We start from the raw sequence: 17,097 nt of genomic DNA, 5'->3' as shown, positions 1-17,097 counted from the left end.
AGATGACAGATAACACGACTGCACCCGTCTACGCGCTGCGTGGATTACAGTTGATTGGATGGCGTGATATGCAGCATGCGCTCAATTACCTGTTTGCAGAAGGCCAGATCAGGCAGGGAACACTGGTCGCGATTAACGCTGAGAAGATGCTGACAGCGGAAGATAACCCCGAAGTCCGGGCGTTGATTAACGCCGCTGAGTTCAAATATGCGGACGGTATTAGCGTTGTGCGCTCGGTGCGCAAAAAATTCCCTCAGGCCCGCATCTCGCGTGTTGCGGGGGCCGATCTCTGGGAAGCGTTGATGGCGCGGGCAGGAAAGGAAGGCACGCCTGTTTTTCTGGTTGGCGGCAAGCCGGATGTGCTGGCGCAAACGCAAGCAAAATTACGCGCGCAATGGAGTGTGAATATCGTCGGCAGCCAGGATGGATATTTTAAGCCTGAAGACCGTCAGGCGCTGTTTGAGCGGATTCACGCCAGCGGCGCGAAGATTGTGACGGTCGCGATGGGGTCGCCAAAACAGGAAATCCTGATGCGTGATTGCCGTCTTATTCATCCACATGCCTTATACATGGGCGTGGGGGGCACGTATGACGTTTTTACCGGACACGTTAAGCGCGCGCCAAAAGTATGGCAAAAACTGGGGCTGGAATGGCTGTACCGCTTATTATCACAGCCGAGTCGTATTACCCGACAGTTACGTTTACTGCGTTACCTCCGCTGGCACTATACCGGCGACCTCTGAATCTCCCTCTTGATCCTTTCGGGTAGTGCATTCTGCGTAATGCACTACCCCGCCGCACAATAGTTGCTGCTTTATTGCTCAGCACATTCATTTTTTTAATGCTTCGTTTGCCATTTTGGAAAATTTAAGAAACTATTCGCCCCCATCATTGCAGTGCCGTGGTGTTTATTGCGTCAGCCGTTAACCGCCCGGCGCACAGGCTCTGTGATGGAAAAAGGTACTCATTACAATAACCGGTCATCCCGGGAAAAAGGCAAACACAACCAGAGGAACTATGGCAGAGAATAAACCGGAGCTACAGCGTGGGCTGGAAGCTCGTCATATCGAATTGATTGCTCTCGGGGGCACGATTGGCGTCGGCCTGTTTATGGGCGCCGCCAGTACACTGAAATGGGCCGGACCGTCAGTCCTGCTGGCGTACATTGTCGCTGGGCTTTTTGTTTTTTTCATCATGCGTTCAATGGGCGAAATGCTGTTCCTTGAGCCGGTCGCCGGTTCATTTGCTGTTTACGCTCACCGCTACATGAGCCCTTTCTTCGGGTATCTCACGGCGTGGTCTTACTGGTTTATGTGGATGGCGGTGGGGATCTCGGAGATCACCGCTATTGGGGTCTATGTGCAATTCTGGTTTCCAGAAATGGCGCAATGGATACCCGCGTTGATCGCCGTAGGGCTGGTTGCGCTCGCGAATCTCGCCGCCGTACGTCTGTATGGCGAAATTGAGTTCTGGTTTGCGATGATTAAAGTCACCACCATTATTGTGATGATAGTGGTCGGTCTGGGAGTGATTTTCTTCGGCTTTGGTAACGGCGGTCAGGCCATTGGTTTTGGCAACCTGACGGAGCACGGCGGTTTCTTTGCTGGTGGCTGGAAAGGCTTTCTCACGGCATTGTGCATTGTGGTGGCGTCCTACCAGGGCGTTGAGCTGATCGGCATTACCGCCGGTGAAGCGAAAAACCCGCAGGTTACGCTGCGTAGCGCGGTGGGCAAAGTGTTGTGGCGTATCCTGATTTTCTACGTGGGCGCGATTTTCGTTATTGTGACCATCTTCCCGTGGAACGAGATTGGCAGCAACGGTAGCCCATTCGTTCTGACCTTTGCCAAAATCGGGATTACCACAGCGGCAGGTATTATTAACTTTGTGGTGCTGACGGCGGCGCTTTCCGGTTGTAACAGTGGAATGTATAGCTGTGGGCGTATGCTGTACGCGCTGGCGAAGAACCGTCAGCTTCCGACAGCGATGGCCAAAGTGTCTCGTCACGGCGTGCCGGTTGCCGGTGTGGCGCTCTCTATCGTGATTTTGCTGATTGGCTCTTGCCTCAACTACATCATCCCAAATCCTCAGCGTGTCTTTGTCTATGTCTACAGTGCGAGCGTCTTACCGGGCATGGTGCCGTGGTTTGTGATCCTGATTAGCCAGTTGCGCTTCCGTCAGGCCCATAAAGAGGCGATCGCCAGCCATCCCTTCCGCTCGATTATGTTCCCCTGGGCGAATTATTTGACGATGGCGTTCCTGGTTTGCGTTTTAATTGGCATGTACTTTAATGATGATACGCGTATGTCGCTGTTTGTCGGCATCCTCTTTCTGCTTGTCATTACCCTCGTCTACAAGGTTTTTGGCCTGAATCGGGGTGTTGATATTCAGAAAGTGGAGAAATAAGCGACAAAACGCACAAAGCATGAGCAAACGATAATTTTCTTTAAAAAGACACTAGACAGCGGGGGGGGAAGTCCGTATTATCCGACCCCGCAACGGCGCTAAGCGCCCGTAGCTCAGCTGGATAGAGCGCTGCCCTCCGGAGGCAGAGGTCTCAGGTTCGAATCCTGTCGGGCGCACCATTTACCCGGTGCTGGAGCTGCGGTGGTTTTAAAGACCGCGTAAAAGATTTGCAGTGGTGGCTATAGCTCAGTTGGTAGAGCCCTGGATTGTGATTCCAGTTGTCGTGGGTTCGAATCCCATTAGCCACCCCATTATTTGATAAGTTGTGACAATGCGAAGGTGGCGGAATTGGTAGACGCGCTAGCTTCAGGTGTTAGTGTTCTTACGGACGTGGGGGTTCAAGTCCCCCCCCTCGCACCACGACTTAAAGAATTGAACTAAAAATTCAAAAAAGCAGTACATCGGCGAGTAGCGCAGCTTGGTAGCGCAACTGGTTTGGGACCAGTGGGTCGGAGGTTCGAATCCTCTCTCGCCGACCAATTTTGAACCCCGCTTCGGCGGGGTTTTTTGTTTTCTGTTGTTCCCTTCTTTTGTTATATCTCCGAATTCATCCACATACGATATGTCACTACCTGGCGACGTCATCGCGTAAGATTGTCGCTGTCTGGCGACAAGTAATTTTATGTTTTTACAGAGTTTCTTTATATTCGCGGAGAATTGTCGTTATACAGAGACAAACGGCGCTTCGTGGTGAAGAAGGGGAAGGAAGCCAGCCGTCGCAGACCCGCTCTGGGCGCGGTTCCCCGAATCGTCTGAATCCCTGCTTTTTGCAGTTCAATCATGGCACGCATTGTGCAATAATATACGGGTAGATGCTCATTCCATCTCTTATGCTCGCCTTAGTGCCTCATAAACTCAGGAATGATGCAGAGCCGTTTACGGTGCTTATCGTCCACAGACAGATGTCGCTTTCGCCTCATCAAACACCATGGGCATAACGTTGAGTGAAGCACCCATTTATGTTGTCATACAGACCTGTTTAACGCCTGCTCCTGATGGAGTGGGCGTTTTTTTATGGGGGTTACCGTAGAATGGCATGCCCGGCAAGCTGCTCGCCACCGGGCATGAGGGTGTTACTGCGGAGGGTTATTCTGCAACGTCAACATCAGGCCATCGCGACGCATAGCCGCAGCGTCTTCCGGTTGATGGAGTCTGTCCAGCACATCGGCAAGCCAGGCGTAGTCATAGGCATCCGGGCGTTGTTTGAGCGCAGCACGGAAGGCCAGGGCGGCCTCTTGCCACTCGCCATGTTTCATCAGTGACTGACCCAGCGTGCTCCACAGTAGCGGACGATCGCCAACATTTTTAATCTGTTGACGGAGTACTTTTTCCACCAGCTCCGGATTGTTGGTTTTCAGACGCGGGATCGGTAATACCAGACGATCGTCGTACTGGCGTTTCAGGCCATCGATGATGATCTGCTGCGCGGTATCGTGATCGTCACACTCGATCAGATGCTCTGCCATGGCAACCTGCAGGGGAACCTGATGGCGGGTTTTACGGCTTTGATTTTTCCACCAGTCTCGTAACCCTTCACTGCCCTGATCGGCGCGCGCCTTATCCATCAGACCAATCCACGCCTGCTGTTCCAGCAGGGCTCGGTGCTCTTCATCACCGACTTTGGCTTTCGCCATCGACGGGATAATCTCCAGCAACGATCCCCATGCGCCGGTATGGATATAGGCTTGCTCTGCCAGACGTAATACTTCCGGGTGGCGTGGCGTCACTTCCAGCAGTTTGTCTACGCCATGGCGCGCTGCGTGGTCCTCATTACGTGCCAGTTGCAGACGTACGCGGGCGATTTCCACCGGGATGGTGTCGTTGCCTGCGATCTCGGCAGCGCGCTCGAGGTGTTGATTCGCACGCGCTTCATCACCACGCTGTTGTGCCGCTTCGGCGGCCAGAAGGTAGTTCACCACCGGCTGTTCAGCATGATCGGCATTTTTCGACATCAGCTTCTCAACCTGCTGATAATCGCCTTCTGCCAGTTTGAGGAGCGCCTGCTCTGTTTGCTTGCGCGCACGGCGGCGTTTACGACCAACAAACCAGCCGCGCGTGTGTGCGCCTGTGCGGAAAATGCGGCGTAGCAGCCATTCGATCGCAAACAGAGCAACCATCATGACGATCAGAATAATCACCAGGCCAGTGACGCTGGTTTCAATGTTGTAATTGTCGGTCTGGATCAGCACATATCCCTGATGACCCGCGAGCATCGGACCCACCACGATACCGGCGATCAACAATACAAAGAGCAATAATACTTTTAGCATCATTATTCTCCTTGCGGCGCAGCGGACGGAGTGTCAGCTTGTGGTGCAGGTGCAGGTGCAGGTGCAGGTGCAGGTGCGGATGTAGATGTAGGCGCAGGTGTAGACGTTGTTGATTGCGCCAACAAATTACGCACGCGAGTTTGCATCAGCTTCTCAAGAATTTCCTGGCTTTTCAGCGTTTCCGGCACATCCATGGTGATGCTCTGCTGGCTCAGTTTGTCCACTTCATCAAGGAACGCTTTGGTCGTCGCATCTTCGGTGTCGTAGTACGCGCGAACCCAGGTGGAAACGTTATCCAGCGCCTGGCGGTAGGTTTCTTCCTGGTGGCGCGGAACGGCTTGCGCCGCGACTAACAGGCGTGAACGGATATTTTCACGCAGGTAAACATCCTGATTTGGCGCCAGCAGCGGCACGGCAGTCTCATCGCGGCGACGAATGGTGATGAAGCTGTCCATAAAGTTCTGCCAGCTTTTTTGCAGGTTAACGCGCCATTCGCTGATAGAGCTCGAAAGTTCGCTGCTGTCGGAATCCATCGGTGAATCATCGTTGTCGTTGTCAGCCAGACGCAGATTATCGATCTGGTTAGAGAGTTGGTTGACCTTGAGGATAATACCGTCGTAGTCCACCTGCGAGACGGATGACAGGCTGGCGATATCATCGGTAATGGCCCGGCGAGCAGTGATGAGGCTCGGATCGTTCATATCCGCAAGGCTGGCGTCCGCGCTCTTTAACAGCGCTGCGGCGGTGGTGACATCCTGATCGCTCCACAGCTTACGTCCGGCGAGCTTCACCAGAAAATCAGCCTGTGCCAGCAGCCAGGTTTTGGCATCGCTTCCAGAGATGGTGGCGACTTTCTGCTGTACGTCGGCGAGTTGTTTCGCCAGTGTCGTTTGCTGACGGCTCGCCTCATCCAACAGTGTTGCCTGTTTTTTAATAATGCTTTCGAGTTCTGTTTTTTGGGCTTCCTGCGCTTTTTGCAATGCTGTCAGCTGGTTAGCTAACGCATCGCTGGTGGCTGTCTGCGTCGTCGCCTGCTGTTTTCCCCAGCCATAAAGTCCAACACCTGCCGCAAGGGCAATGGCGATGGCTACCGCGCTCAGGATCAGCGAGGTGCTATTTTTGCTCTTTTTCTCTGTGTTGACTGGCTGTGATGTGGTTTCCACGGCCTCCCTGGTCTCTTCAACCGCGGCGGAGGATTTTTCTTGTTCCGTCATTATGGCATCCCATTATGAGAGTTATTGTAATGCGCGCAGTAGCGCATCGTTGTCGGCGTTATCAGCGACCTTAATATCTTGCCAGCCCAATTCCCGGGCGAGGTGCGCCAGACGCTCGCTGACGACCAGCAGCCGACAGCGTAGTAACCAGTGTTCCCGATACCATTGTGGTGTCATTGACCAGAGCTGTTGCAACATCTCGCCACTGGTGACAACCACCGTTGTGACACCACGAGAGTGCCAGCGCATGGCCTCTTCTGCACCGTGGTATTGTTTTGCACTGCGTTGATAACATTCACAAAAAATGACATCAGCCCCGCGTTCCATTAGGGTGTCTCCTAACAGTTCACGTCCGCCATTGCCACGTAAAATAAGTGCCTGCTTACCTGCAATATTTTGTAATTCAGGTAATTGTAGCAAGACTTCGCTAATTTCCCGATCCAGAGGATAACGAATATTGCACCCGCTCACCGTATGCAGCGCCAGCGCCGTGGTGCGGCCAATAGCAAAATACTGCGGGAGAGTTGGCCAGTTTTGCCCTTGCTGCTGAAGTTGGGCATGGGCGAAAGCGACAGCATGTTGGGAAAGGGCGAAGACGAGATCGTTCTGAGTCAGCGTGGCCAGGCGATCGGCAAGTGTATTGAGCTCACGACCTGGCGTGAACTCAATGAGCGGAAAGCTCCAGGCCACCTGCCCCAGTGTGCGCAGACGGCTCACTAACTCTTCCCCTGAGGGAGACGGGCGGGTGACCAGAATACTCATGCGGGGGCTTCTCCGTTGTAGACCTCTGTCAGAATGGCGCGGGCTCCGTTCTCCAGCAATTCTTCCGCCAGGGAGATGCCCATCAGTTCGGCATCCTGAGGCGAGCCGCGTCGTTCGCCGCGAATCATCTGCGAACCATCAGGGGCACCCACTAATGCACGTAGCCAGATTTCACCGTCGATGATTTCAGCATAGCTGCCAATGGGCACCTGACAGCCACCCTCAAGGCGGGTGTTCATGGCGCGCTCGGCTTTGACACGCACGGCGGTTTCATCATGATTCAGCGGTGCCAGCAGTTCACGGGTACGGGTATCATCCAGTCGACACTCAATGCCAACCGCGCCTTGCCCGACCGCAGGAAGCGAAATTTCTGGCGGCATGGCGGTGCGGATACGTGACTCCAGACCCAGGCGTTTTAACCCGGCAACGGCCAGAATAATGGCGTCATAGTCACCGTTATCCAGTTTGCTGAGGCGCGTTCCGACATTGCCGCGCAACGAGCGGATAATGAGATCCGGACGGCGTTCAGCCAGTTGGCACTGGCGACGCAGACTGGAGGTGCCTACGATGCTACCCGCCGGCAGTTCATCCAGATGATGATAGGTATTTGAGACAAACGCATCGCGCGGGTCTTCGCGTTCGCAAATAGTGACCAGTCCAAGACCTTGCGGGAATTCAACCGGTACATCTTTCATGGAATGCACCGCGATGTCCGCGCGTTTTTCCAATAGCGCGACTTCCAGCTCTTTGACGAACAAGCCTTTTCCGCCCACTTTCGCCAAAGGAGTATCAAGAATTACGTCGCCACGCGTCACCATTGGCACCAGTTCAACAACCAGTCCAGGATGATTCGCCAGCAAGGCGTCTTTGACAAAATGTGCCTGCCAGAGCGCAAGGGGGCTTTGGCGTGTGGCAATTCTTAAAACATTGTCTAACATGCTTGTTACCGTCATTATCGTCCGTGGACCATCCTAACATCCTTACAAGTGGGATGTCAGTGTTACGGTCAAAGGTGAGTGAGAGAGTCGGCGTTGTGTCGTCAATGACAGTGAAGCGTGACGAGAAAGCGCCTTGCCTTATTACAGAATTTACACGAAGCGAACGGTGCTACACTGGTAAGTAGTGCAACTTTCTTTACGGTCAATGAGCAAGGTGTTAAATTGATCACGTTTTAGACCATTTTTTCGTCTGTGCCTCAAAGAGGAGACCGAAAAAAGGTAACGGCTATTTTTGACATACGGTATATCCCGAATGATGACGTTTGCGAAACCGCGTAACGGTGGCGACAAACAGAAACATGACGGGTAGCAACATCAGGCGATACGTCTTGTACCTCTATATTGAGACTTTGAAACAGAGACTGGATGCCATAAATCAACTGCGTGTGGACCGCGCGCTTGCTGCCATGGGACCTGCTTTTCAGCAGGTATACAGTCTGCTGCCGACATTATTGCATTATCACCATCCGCTGATGCCGGGTTACCTGGATGGTAACGTTCCCAGAGGCATCTGTTTCTACTCGCCTGATGAAACTCAACGTCACTATCTGAATGAACTGGAACTGCACCGTGGCATGTCCGTGCAGAACCCGCCGAAAGGTGAATTGCCGATTACCGGCGTTTACTCAATGGGCAGTACGTCTTCAGTAGGGCAAAGCTGTTCTTCTGACCTGGACATCTGGGTCTGCCACCAATCCTGGCTCGATAGCGAAGAGCGCCAGCTGCTGCAACGCAAATGTAGCCTTCTGGAAAGCTGGGCCGCCTCGCTGGGCGTTGAAGTCAGCTTCTTCCTGATCGATGAAAACCGTTTCCGCCACAATGAAAGCGGCAGTCTCGGTGGTGAAGACTGTGGCTCCACGCAGCATATCCTGCTGCTCGACGAATTTTATCGCACCGCTGTGCGTCTGGCCGGTAAGCGTATTCTGTGGAATATGGTGCCGTGCGACGAAGAAGAACATTACGACGATTACGTGATGACGCTCTACGCACAGGGGGTGTTGACGCCAAACGAATGGCTGGATCTGGGCGGACTGAGCTCACTTTCAGCGGAAGAGTACTTTGGCGCCAGCCTTTGGCAGCTCTACAAAAGCATTGATTCACCGTACAAAGCGGTGCTGAAAACGCTGCTGCTGGAAGCGTATTCCTGGGAATACCCGGATCCTCGCCTGTTGGCGAAAGACATCAAACAGCGTCTGCACGATGGCGAGATCGTTTCCTTTGGTCTTGATCCCTACTGCATGATGCTGGAACGCGTTACCGAATATCTCACGGCGATTGAAGACCCAACGCGCCTGGATCTGGTGCGTCGATGTTTCTACCTGAAAGTTTGCGAGAAACTGAGCCGTGAACGCGCCTGTGTTGGCTGGCGCCGTGAAGTCTTAAGTCAGTTAGTCAAAGAGTGGGGATGGGACGAAGCACGTCTGGCCATGCTCGACAACCGCGCTAACTGGAAGATCGATCAAGTCCGCGAAGCGCACAACGAACTGCTCGATGCCATGATGCAGAGCTATCGTAACCTGATCCGCTTTGCGCGCCGTAACAACCTCAGCGTTAGCGCCAGTCCACAGGATATCGGGGTATTGACCCGTAAACTGTATGCCGCATTTGAGGCGCTGCCGGGTAAAGTGACGCTGGTGAACCCGCAGATTTCGCCGGATCTCTCCGAGCCGAATCTGACGTTTATCCATGTGCCGCCGGGTCGTGCCAACCGTTCAGGCTGGTATCTCTACAACCGCGCGCCGAACATGGATTCCATCATCAGCCATCAACCGCTGGAATATAACCGTTACCTGAACAAGCTGGTGGCCTGGGCGTGGTTTAACGGCCTGCTGACCTCACGTACGCACCTGTTTATTAAAGGCAACGGCATTGTTGATCTGCCGAAGTTGCAGGAGATGGTGGCTGACGTGTCGCACCATTTCCCTCTGCGTTTGCCTGCGCCAACCCCAAAAGCGCTCTACAGTCCGTGTGAAATTCGCCACCTGGCGATTATCGTCAACCTTGAATATGACCCGACAGCGGCGTTCCGTAATCAGGTCGTGCATTTTGATTTCCGCAAGCTGGATATTTTCAGCTTTGGCGAAGAACAAAATTGCCTGGTGGGCAGCGTGGACCTGTTGTATCGCAACTCATGGAACGAAGTGCGTACGCTGCATTTCAACGGCGAACAGGCGATGATTGAAGCGCTGAAAACGATTCTGGGCAAAATGCACCAGGATGCCGCCCCGCCGGACAGCGTGGAAGTCTTCTGCTACAGCCAGCATTTGCGAGGACTGATTCGCACCCGCGTACAGCAACTGGTTTCTGAGTGTATTGAACTGCGTCTCTCCAGCACGCGGCAGGAAACGGGGCGCTTCAAAGCGCTACGCGTTGCGGGCCAGACCTGGGGACTGTTCTTTGAACGTCTGAACGTTTCAGTGCAGAAGCTGGAAAACGCCATCGAGTTCTATGGCGCCATTTCACATAACAAGCTGCATGGGCTTTCTGTGCAGGTTGAGACAAACCATGTGAAATTACCGTCGGTGGTGGATGGTTTCGCCAGTGAAGGCATTATTCAGTTCTTCTTTGAAGAAACCGGCGATGAAAAAGGCTTTAATATCTACATTCTGGACGAAAGTAACCGGGCGGAAGTGTACCATCATTGCGAAGGTAGCAAGGAGGAGCTGGTGCGCGACGTTAGCCGCTTTTACTCGTCTTCCCACGATCGCTTTACGTATGGTTCCAGTTTCATCAACTTTAACTTGCCACAGTTCTACCAGATCGTGAATACCGAGGGTCGTGCGCAGGTGATCCCATTCCGCACTCAGTCGATTGGTACGGTGCCCCCGGCCAGTCAGGACAACGATACACCGCTGTTACAGCAGTATTTCTCTTGATGCTTGTGCCGGATAAGGCGAAGACCCTATCCGGCAAAAAACTTAACGGAAGCTAACCGCTTCACCCGCTTGCTGCGTTGCCGCTTGCTCAAGCAGCGCCCAGAAGGTCTCGCCGCTGCGGTCGCAGATCCATTCGTCGCCTTTCAGATCAAAATGGTAGCCACCCTGTTTGGTCGCCAGCCACACCTGATGCAACGGCTCCTGGCGGTTGATGATTATTTTACTGCCGTTTTCAAAGGTAATGGTCAGCACGCCACCGTTGATTTCGCAGTCGATATCGCTGTCGCCGTCCCAGTCGTCCAGACGCTCTTCAATGGTCATCCACAGGGTGTCTGCAAGGCGATGAAATTCACTGTCGTTCATTTTTTTATCCCATTTTTCGTGATGTTCGCAGTATAACGCGAAACAAAACACGTTGCAGTTTGCAGGCAAACTCTTGCTTTTACGTCTTCTCCTGCGATGATAGAAAACAGAAAGCATGAACTTACAGGCAATCCATAATGAAAAACGTGTTTCAGGCACTCGCTGTACTTCTTACTCTGTTCAGCCTGACGGGCTGCGGCCTTAAAGGCCCGCTCTATTTTCCGCCAGAGGACAAAAATGCACCGCCTCCGACGCATAAGGTTGAACCGCAAACGCAATCCACCATGCCAGAACGCAATGATCGTGCAACAGGTGACGGCCCTACTCAGGTGAATTACTGACGGTAAACTTCTGTACCCGCGTGAATGGAGCGAATGATGCAATTCTCTAAAATGCATGGCCTTGGCAACGATTTTATGGTCGTCGACGCGGTAACGCAGAATGTCTTTTTCTCGCCGGAGTTGATCCGCCGTCTGTCGGACAGACATCTGGGGGTCGGGTTCGATCAACTGTTGGTTGTCGAGCCGCCTTACGATCCCGAGCTGGATTTTCATTACCGCATCTTTAATGCGGATGGGAGTGAAGTCTCGCAGTGCGGTAACGGTGCCCGCTGTTTTGCCCGGTTTGTTCGCCTGAAAGGGTTGACGAACAAGCGCGATATTTGCGTCAGCACGGCCAATGGCCGCATGGTTCTGAGCGTCACCGACGACGACCTGGTGCGGGTCAACATGGGCGAGCCCAACTTTGAACCGGCGCAGGTGCCTTTTCGCGCCAACAAAGCGGAAAAGACCTATATTATGCGGGTCGCTGAACAAACAGTATTGTGCGGCGTCGTTTCGATGGGGAACCCGCATTGCGTGATTCAGGTTGATGATGTTGATACGGCCGCCGTAGAAACGTTGGGACCGGTTCTGGAAAATCATGAACGCTTTCCTGAGCGCGCCAATATCGGGTTTATGCAAGTGGTCAAACGCGAGCATATCCGGTTACGCGTTTATGAGCGTGGGGCAGGAGAAACCCAGGCCTGCGGCAGTGGTGCGTGCGCTGCCGTAGCAGTCGGCATTCAGCAGGGTTTGCTGGCAGAAGAAGTACGCGTGGAATTACCCGGCGGTCGCCTTGATATCGCCTGGAAAGGTCCGGGCCATCCGTTATATATGACTGGCCCGGCGGCACATGTCTACGACGGATTTATTCATCTATGAAGCAACCAGGGGAAGAACTACAGGAAACACTCATGGAACTGGATGACCGTGCGGTCGTCGAGTATTTACAGCGTCACCCTGAGTTTTTTATCCGCAATGCGCGCGCTGTTGAAGCGATGCGTGTCCCGCACCCGGTGCGTGGAACCATCTCTTTAGTTGAATGGCATATGGTGCGCGCGCGCAACCATATCAACGAACTCGAAGAGAACATGACGCTGCTGATGGAGCAGGCTAACGCCAACGAAAGCCTGTTTAATCGCCTGTTGCATCTCCAGGGGCGACTGGCGTCAGCCAGCAGTCTGGATGAGCTGCTGATACGTTTTCATCGCTGGGCGCGCGATCTGGGGCTCGCAGGGGCAACAATCCGCTTATTCCCCGATCGCTGGCGACTCGGCGCGCCGTCGAGTTTCACGCATCTGGCATTAAGCCGTCAGGCCTTTGAACCGCTGCGTATTCAACGTCTGGGGCACGAGCAGCACTATCTTGGCTCGCTCAACGGCCCGGAACTGCTGGTGGTGCTGCCGGAAGCCAAAGCGATAGGCTCGGTAGCGATGTCAATGTTGGGGCGCGAGGGCGATCTCGGCGTCATGTTGTTCAGCAGTCGTGATGCTCATCATTATCAGCAGGGGCAAGGGACGCAGTTGCTGCATGAAATAGCGCTGATGTTGCCGGAGTTGCTTGAGCGTTGGATTGAACGCATATGACGGATTTGCCGCTTTCTCAGGACGTTGCCCGCTTTTTGCGTTATCTGGGCGTGGAGCGGCAGCTTAGCCCAATAACGCTCCTGAATTATCAGCGTCAGCTTGATGCCATTATCGCGTTAGCCGGGGAAACCGGAATGCAGAGCTGGCAACAATGTGATGCTGCGAGAGTACGCAGTTTTGCGGTGCGCAGTCGTCGCAAAGGGCTTGGTCCTGCCAGTCTGGCGCTGCGCCTCTCTGCATTGCGCAGTTTCTTCGACTGGCTGGTGAGCCAGGGCGAGTTGCCGGCCAACCCGGCGAAAGGGATCTCCGCACCCAAAGCGCCGCGCCATCTGCCGAAAAATATCGACGTTGACGATGTGAATCGCCTGCTGAATATCGACCTCAATGACCCGCTTGCCGTGCGTGACCGCGCAATGCTGGAGGTGATGTACGGCGCGGGGCTACGTTTGTCAGAATTGGTTGGGCTGGATATCAAACATCTCGATCTCGACACTGGCGAAGTGTGGGTGATGGGGAAAGGCAGCAAAGAGCGACGCCTGCCCATCGGACGTAATGCGGTAGCGTGGATTGAACACTGGCTGGATCTGCGTGGCCTGTTTGGCGGTGACGACGACGCGCTGTTTCTCTCAAAACTGGGAAAACGGATTTCAGCGCGTAACGTGCAAAAACGGTTTGCCGAGTGGGGCATCAAGCAGGGGCTGAATAGCCATGTGCATCCACATAAACTGCGCCACTCATTTGCCACCCATATGCTGGAGTCGAGCGGCGATCTGCGCGGTGTGCAGGAGTTACTGGGGCACGCCAATCTCTCGACCACCCAAATCTATACTCATCTTGATTTTCAACACCTGGCCTCGGTGTACGATGCGGCGCATCCACGCGCCAAACGGGGGAAATAATGCGTTTTTACCGGCCGTTGGGGCGCATCTCTGCGCTCACTTTTGACCTGGACGACACCCTTTATGATAACCGTCAGGTTATTCTGCGCACGGAGCAGGAAGCGCTCGCCTTTGTGCAAAACTATCACCCTGCGCTGCGCACATTACAAAACGCTGACCTGCAGCGTTTACGCCAGGCAATACGCGAAGCGGAGCCGGACATTTACCATGACGTCACTGAGTGGCGGTATCGTGCCGTAGAACGTGCCATGTTGAATGCGGGATTATCAGCAGAAGAGGCGACGGCAGGCGCCAACGCCGCGATGATGAATTTCGCAAAGTGGCGTAGTCGGATCGACGTCCCGCAGGAGACACACGACACGCTTACGCAACTGGCAAAAAAATGGCCGCTGGTGGCGATTACCAACGGCAATGCGCAGCCGGAATTGTTTGGGCTGGGCGACTATTTTGAGTTTGTTCTGCGGGCGGGGCCGGACGGTCGTTCGAAGCCGTTTAGCGACATGTATGCCTTAGCCGCTGAGAAGCTCAATGTCCCGATCGGCGAGATCCTGCATGTGGGCGACGATCTCACCACCGACGTCGCTGGCGCCATTCGCTGCGGCATGCAGGCGTGCTGGATCAAGCCGGAGAATGCCGACCTGATGCAGACCAATGACAGCCGTTTGTTACCGCATCTGGAAATTTCCCGGTTGGCATCGCTGACCTCGCTGATATAATCACCAGCAGTATTGTATAAATTAACAGGGTTTTTGCGGAGGGCGTTTGCCGTCCGCCCTACACACGGTGCCATCAATGGACGTTTCTTACCTGCTCGACAGCCTTAATGACAAACAGCGCGAAGCCGTCGCTGCTTCGCGCACCAACATGCTGGTGCTGGCGGGGGCGGGCAGTGGTAAGACGCGTGTGCTGGTACACCGCATCGCCTGGCTGATGAGCGTGGAAAACTGCTCGCCGTACTCCATTATGGCGGTGACCTTTACCAACAAAGCGGCGGCAGAGATGCGTCATCGTATCGGGCAACTGATGGGGACGACGCAGGGCGGGATGTGGGTCGGTACCTTCCACGGGCTGGCGCACCGTCTGCTGCGCGCGCACCACCTGGATGCCAATCTGCCGCAGGATTTCCAAATCCTCGATAGCGAAGACCAGCTGCGTCTGCTGAAGCGCCTGATCAAAGCCATGAATCTCGACGAGAAGCAGTGGCCGCCGCGTCAGGCGATGTGGTACATCAACAGCCAGAAAGACGAAGGGCTGCGCCCACACCATATTCAGAGCTACGGCAACCCGGTTGAGCAGACCTGGCAGAAGGTCTACCAGGCTTATCAGGAAGCGTGCGACCGTGCAGGGCTGGTCGATTTCGCCGAACTGCTGCTGCGCGCTCACGAACTGTGGCTCAATAAGCCGCACATTCTTCAGCACTACCGTGAACGCTTCACCAATATTCTGGTCGACGAATTCCAGGATACCAACAACATTCAGTATGCGTGGATCCGCCTGCTGGCGGGCGATACCGGCAAAGTGATGATCGTGGGCGACGATGACCAGTCAATCTACGGCTGGCGCGGCGCGCAGGTTGAAAACATCCAGCGCTTCCTCAACGATTTCCCCGGCGCGGAGACTATCCGCCTGGAGCAGAACTACCGTTCAACCAGCAATATTTTGAGCGCGGCGAACGCCCTGATTGAGAACAACAACGGTCGTCTCGGTAAGAAGCTGTGGACCGATGGCGCGGACGGCGAGCCTATCTCGCTCTACTGCGCCTTTAACGAACTCGACGAAGCGCGCTTTGTGGTCAACCGCATAAAAACCTGGCAGGACAACGGCGGCGCGCTGGATCAGTGCGCCATTCTCTATCGCAGCAACGCCCAGTCGCGTGTGCTGGAAGAGGCGTTACTGCAGGCGAGCATGCCGTACCGCATCTACGGCGGTATGCGCTTCTTCGAGCGTCAGGAAATCAAAGACGCGCTCTCTTATCTGCGCCTGATTGCCAACCGCAACGATGATGCGGCGTTTGAGCGTGTGGTGAATACGCCAACGCGCGGCATCGGCGACCGTACGCTGGACGTAGTACGCCAGACCTCACGTGATCGTCAGCTGACGCTGTGGCAAGCCTGCCGCGAGTTGTTGCAGGAAAAAGCGCTGGCGGGCCGCGCTGCGAGCGCGTTACAGCGCTTTATGGAACTGATTGATGCGCTGGCACAAGAAACGGCGGATATGCCGCTGCACGTGCAGACTGACCGCGTGGTGAAAGACTCCGGCCTGCGCATGATGTATGAGCAGGAAAAGGGCGAGAAGGGTCAGACGCGTATCGAAAACTTAGACGAACTGGTGACGGCAACGCGGCAGTTCAGCTACAACGAAGAAGACGAAGACTTAATGCCGTTACAGGCGTTCCTTTCCCATGCTGCGCTGGAAGCGGGCGAAGGGCAGGCGGATACCTGGCAGGACGCGGTACAGCTGATGACGCTGCACTCCGCGAAAGGGCTGGAGTTCCCGCAGGTATTTATCGTCGGTATGGAAGAGGGGATGTTCCCGAGCCAGATGTCGCTCGACGAGGGCGGGCGTCTGGAAGAAGAACGTCGTCTGGCCTACGTCGGCGTTACCCGAGCGATGCAAAAACTGACCCTGACCTACGCCGAAACGCGTCGTCTGTACGGAAAAGAGGTTTACCATCGCCCGTCGCGCTTTATCGGTGAACTACCGGAAAACTGCGTGGAAGAAGTTCGTCTGCGCGCGACGGTGAGCCGCCCGGTCAGCCATCAGCGGATGGGAACGCCGATGGCTGAGAACGACACTGGTTACAAACTCGGCCAGCGCGTGCGCCACGCCAAGTTCGGCGAGGGCACGATTGTGAATCTGGAAGGCAGCGGTGAACACAGTCGCCTGCAGGTGGCGTTTCAGGGGCAGGGAATCAAATGGTTAGTGGCGGCGTACGCCAGGCTGGAAACGGTCTAACATCACTAACCTTATGATTCGTAGGCCGGATAAGGCGAAGCCGCCATCCGGCATTCTGCCGCTTAATGTTCTGAAAACATAGATAAATCATCCCTCTCTGCTAACCTTAAAGCATTAGGGGGAATTATTACTTTTTCGCGTTCCGTTGCGTGTTGACGTCAAATTTATGCTGGCGTAACATGCGCGCACGATTACGCTAAGAGGACATTCGCCTTGGACACACCCAGTAGATGCTGGCTCATTATCCTGTCATCCAGGATCAACTCCTAAGGCTATCCCTTTTTGCTGATAGCCTTCGCGGTTGTCAGCGACTTTCTCTCTTTTCCCGTCGCGTTGAGTCAGGCTGTTTAATGGTCTGAAACCCAATTTGTTTCTGTGTGCCCACCGAGCG

General features: G+C 54.5%; 15 protein-coding genes and 4 tRNA genes. 14 read left to right on the top strand and 5 right to left on the bottom strand.

Annotation, left to right across the window (positions count from 1 at the left end; genetic code table 11):
- Positions 1-2 precede the first annotated feature (2 nt).
- From wecG to AC07UY_RS20060, 6 genes are all read left to right on the top strand, one after another.
- Positions 3-743: a lipopolysaccharide N-acetylmannosaminouronosyltransferase gene (gene wecG, locus AC07UY_RS20085; protein ID WP_494661378.1), complete on the top strand. Its 741-nt coding sequence runs from the start codon at positions 3-5 to the stop codon at positions 741-743.
- 274 nt (positions 744-1,017) lie between these two features.
- Positions 1,018-2,403: a bifunctional threonine/serine APC transporter ThrP gene (gene thrP / locus AC07UY_RS20080; RefSeq protein ID WP_494701821.1), complete on the top strand. Its 1,386-nt coding sequence runs from the start codon at positions 1,018-1,020 to the stop codon at positions 2,401-2,403.
- Positions 2,404-2,505: 102 nt separating this feature from the next.
- Positions 2,506-2,582, top strand: a tRNA-Arg gene (locus tag AC07UY_RS20075).
- Positions 2,583-2,638: 56 nt separating this feature from the next.
- Positions 2,639-2,714 (top strand) — tRNA-His (locus AC07UY_RS20070).
- A 22-nt stretch (positions 2,715-2,736) separates the two neighbouring features.
- Positions 2,737-2,823, top strand: a tRNA-Leu gene (locus AC07UY_RS20065).
- A gap of 42 nt (positions 2,824-2,865) precedes the next feature.
- A tRNA-Pro gene (locus tag AC07UY_RS20060) sits at positions 2,866-2,942 on the top strand.
- A 594-nt stretch (positions 2,943-3,536) separates the two neighbouring features.
- On the opposite strand, the gene hemY is transcribed toward AC07UY_RS20060, so the two are convergent.
- Genes hemY through hemC form a run of 4 tightly spaced genes read right to left on the bottom strand, consistent with a single transcriptional unit; the run spans position 3,537 to position 7,647 of the window.
- On the bottom strand, positions 3,537-4,733 hold the full coding sequence (gene hemY / locus AC07UY_RS20055) for a protoheme IX biogenesis protein HemY (RefSeq protein ID WP_494701831.1): 1,197 nt from the start codon (positions 4,731-4,733) through the stop codon (positions 3,537-3,539).
- A gap of 2 nt (positions 4,734-4,735) precedes the next feature.
- Positions 4,736-5,947, bottom strand: a complete 1,212-nt coding sequence (gene hemX, locus AC07UY_RS20050; RefSeq protein ID WP_494701820.1) for a uroporphyrinogen-III C-methyltransferase — start codon at positions 5,945-5,947, stop codon at positions 4,736-4,738.
- A gap of 21 nt (positions 5,948-5,968) precedes the next feature.
- On the bottom strand, positions 5,969-6,709 hold the full coding sequence (gene hemD, locus AC07UY_RS20045; protein ID WP_494701819.1) for a uroporphyrinogen-III synthase: 741 nt from the start codon (positions 6,707-6,709) through the stop codon (positions 5,969-5,971).
- On the bottom strand, positions 6,706-7,647 hold the full coding sequence (gene hemC / locus AC07UY_RS20040; RefSeq protein WP_494701818.1) for a hydroxymethylbilane synthase: 942 nt from the start codon (positions 7,645-7,647) through the stop codon (positions 6,706-6,708). Before hemC ends, hemD begins: the two co-directional genes overlap by 4 nt.
- A gap of 389 nt (positions 7,648-8,036) precedes the next feature.
- On the opposite strand from hemC, the gene cyaA reads away from it, so the two are divergent.
- On the top strand, positions 8,037-10,583 hold the full coding sequence (gene cyaA, locus AC07UY_RS20035) for a class I adenylate cyclase (protein WP_494701817.1): 2,547 nt from the start codon (positions 8,037-8,039) through the stop codon (positions 10,581-10,583).
- Between the two features lie 42 nt (positions 10,584-10,625).
- Here cyaA and cyaY read toward each other — a convergent pair whose 3' ends face one another.
- Positions 10,626-10,946, bottom strand: a complete 321-nt coding sequence (gene cyaY / locus AC07UY_RS20030) for an iron donor protein CyaY (RefSeq protein WP_192613967.1) — start codon at positions 10,944-10,946, stop codon at positions 10,626-10,628.
- A 137-nt stretch (positions 10,947-11,083) separates the two neighbouring features.
- Between cyaY and lptM the strand changes: the two genes are divergently transcribed.
- The 7 genes from lptM (at position 11,084) to ysgD (ending at position 16,976) form a co-directional block, all read left to right on the top strand.
- On the top strand, positions 11,084-11,287 hold the full coding sequence (gene lptM, locus AC07UY_RS20025) for an LPS translocon maturation chaperone LptM (RefSeq protein WP_192613966.1): 204 nt from the start codon (positions 11,084-11,086) through the stop codon (positions 11,285-11,287).
- Positions 11,288-11,323: 36 nt separating this feature from the next.
- Positions 11,324-12,148: a diaminopimelate epimerase gene (dapF, locus tag AC07UY_RS20020; protein WP_203361351.1), complete on the top strand. Its 825-nt coding sequence runs from the start codon at positions 11,324-11,326 to the stop codon at positions 12,146-12,148.
- A complete protein-coding gene (locus AC07UY_RS20015) occupies positions 12,145-12,852 on the top strand; it encodes a DUF484 domain-containing protein (RefSeq protein ID WP_494701816.1) in 708 nt (235 codons plus the stop codon). Before dapF ends, AC07UY_RS20015 begins: the two co-directional genes overlap by 4 nt.
- Positions 12,849-13,751, top strand: a complete 903-nt coding sequence (xerC, locus tag AC07UY_RS20010; RefSeq protein ID WP_276293367.1) for a tyrosine recombinase XerC — start codon at positions 12,849-12,851, stop codon at positions 13,749-13,751. Before AC07UY_RS20015 ends, xerC begins: the two co-directional genes overlap by 4 nt.
- A complete protein-coding gene (gene yigB / locus AC07UY_RS20005; RefSeq protein ID WP_494701815.1) occupies positions 13,751-14,467 on the top strand; it encodes a 5-amino-6-(5-phospho-D-ribitylamino)uracil phosphatase YigB in 717 nt (238 codons plus the stop codon). Before xerC ends, yigB begins: the two co-directional genes overlap by 1 nt.
- A 76-nt stretch (positions 14,468-14,543) precedes the next feature.
- Complete coding sequence (gene uvrD / locus AC07UY_RS20000; RefSeq protein WP_192613962.1) at positions 14,544-16,706, top strand: DNA helicase II; 2,163 nt, start codon at positions 14,544-14,546, stop codon at positions 16,704-16,706.
- Between the two features lie 213 nt (positions 16,707-16,919).
- Positions 16,920-16,976, top strand: coding sequence for a YsgD/CorL family protein (gene ysgD / locus AC07UY_RS19995; protein ID WP_238340021.1), 57 nt, complete (start codon positions 16,920-16,922; stop codon positions 16,974-16,976).
- The last annotated feature ends 121 nt before the right edge of the window (positions 16,977-17,097 follow it).

The organism is Citrobacter sp. GW821-FHT02E08 (genome assembly GCF_059421685.1).
The sequence above is the reverse complement of the archived record's forward strand: the minus strand, read 5'-3'. Positions and strand labels throughout refer to the sequence as shown.

Excerpts from the sequence above, each read along its gene's own strand:
- wecG (WP_494661378.1), top strand. The coding sequence starts at position 3 with ATGACAGATAACACGACTGCACCCGTCTACGCGCTGCGTGGATTACAG.
- yigB (WP_494701815.1), top strand. The coding sequence starts at position 13,751 with ATGCGTTTTTACCGGCCGTTGGGGCGCATCTCTGCGCTCACTTTTGAC.
- cyaY (WP_192613967.1), bottom strand. The coding sequence starts at position 10,946 with ATGAACGACAGTGAATTTCATCGCCTTGCAGACACCCTGTGGATGACC.
- lptM (WP_192613966.1), top strand. The coding sequence starts at position 11,084 with ATGAAAAACGTGTTTCAGGCACTCGCTGTACTTCTTACTCTGTTCAGC.
- AC07UY_RS20015 (WP_494701816.1), top strand. The coding sequence starts at position 12,145 with ATGAAGCAACCAGGGGAAGAACTACAGGAAACACTCATGGAACTGGAT.
- uvrD (WP_192613962.1), top strand. The coding sequence starts at position 14,544 with ATGGACGTTTCTTACCTGCTCGACAGCCTTAATGACAAACAGCGCGAA.
- hemX (WP_494701820.1), bottom strand. The coding sequence starts at position 5,947 with ATGACGGAACAAGAAAAATCCTCCGCCGCGGTTGAAGAGACCAGGGAG.
- hemC (WP_494701818.1), bottom strand. The coding sequence starts at position 7,647 with ATGTTAGACAATGTTTTAAGAATTGCCACACGCCAAAGCCCCCTTGCG.
- hemD (WP_494701819.1), bottom strand. The coding sequence starts at position 6,709 with ATGAGTATTCTGGTCACCCGCCCGTCTCCCTCAGGGGAAGAGTTAGTG.
- thrP (WP_494701821.1), top strand. The coding sequence starts at position 1,018 with ATGGCAGAGAATAAACCGGAGCTACAGCGTGGGCTGGAAGCTCGTCAT.
- hemY (WP_494701831.1), bottom strand. The coding sequence starts at position 4,733 with ATGCTAAAAGTATTATTGCTCTTTGTATTGTTGATCGCCGGTATCGTG.
- dapF (WP_203361351.1), top strand. The coding sequence starts at position 11,324 with ATGCAATTCTCTAAAATGCATGGCCTTGGCAACGATTTTATGGTCGTC.
- xerC (WP_276293367.1), top strand. The coding sequence starts at position 12,849 with ATGACGGATTTGCCGCTTTCTCAGGACGTTGCCCGCTTTTTGCGTTAT.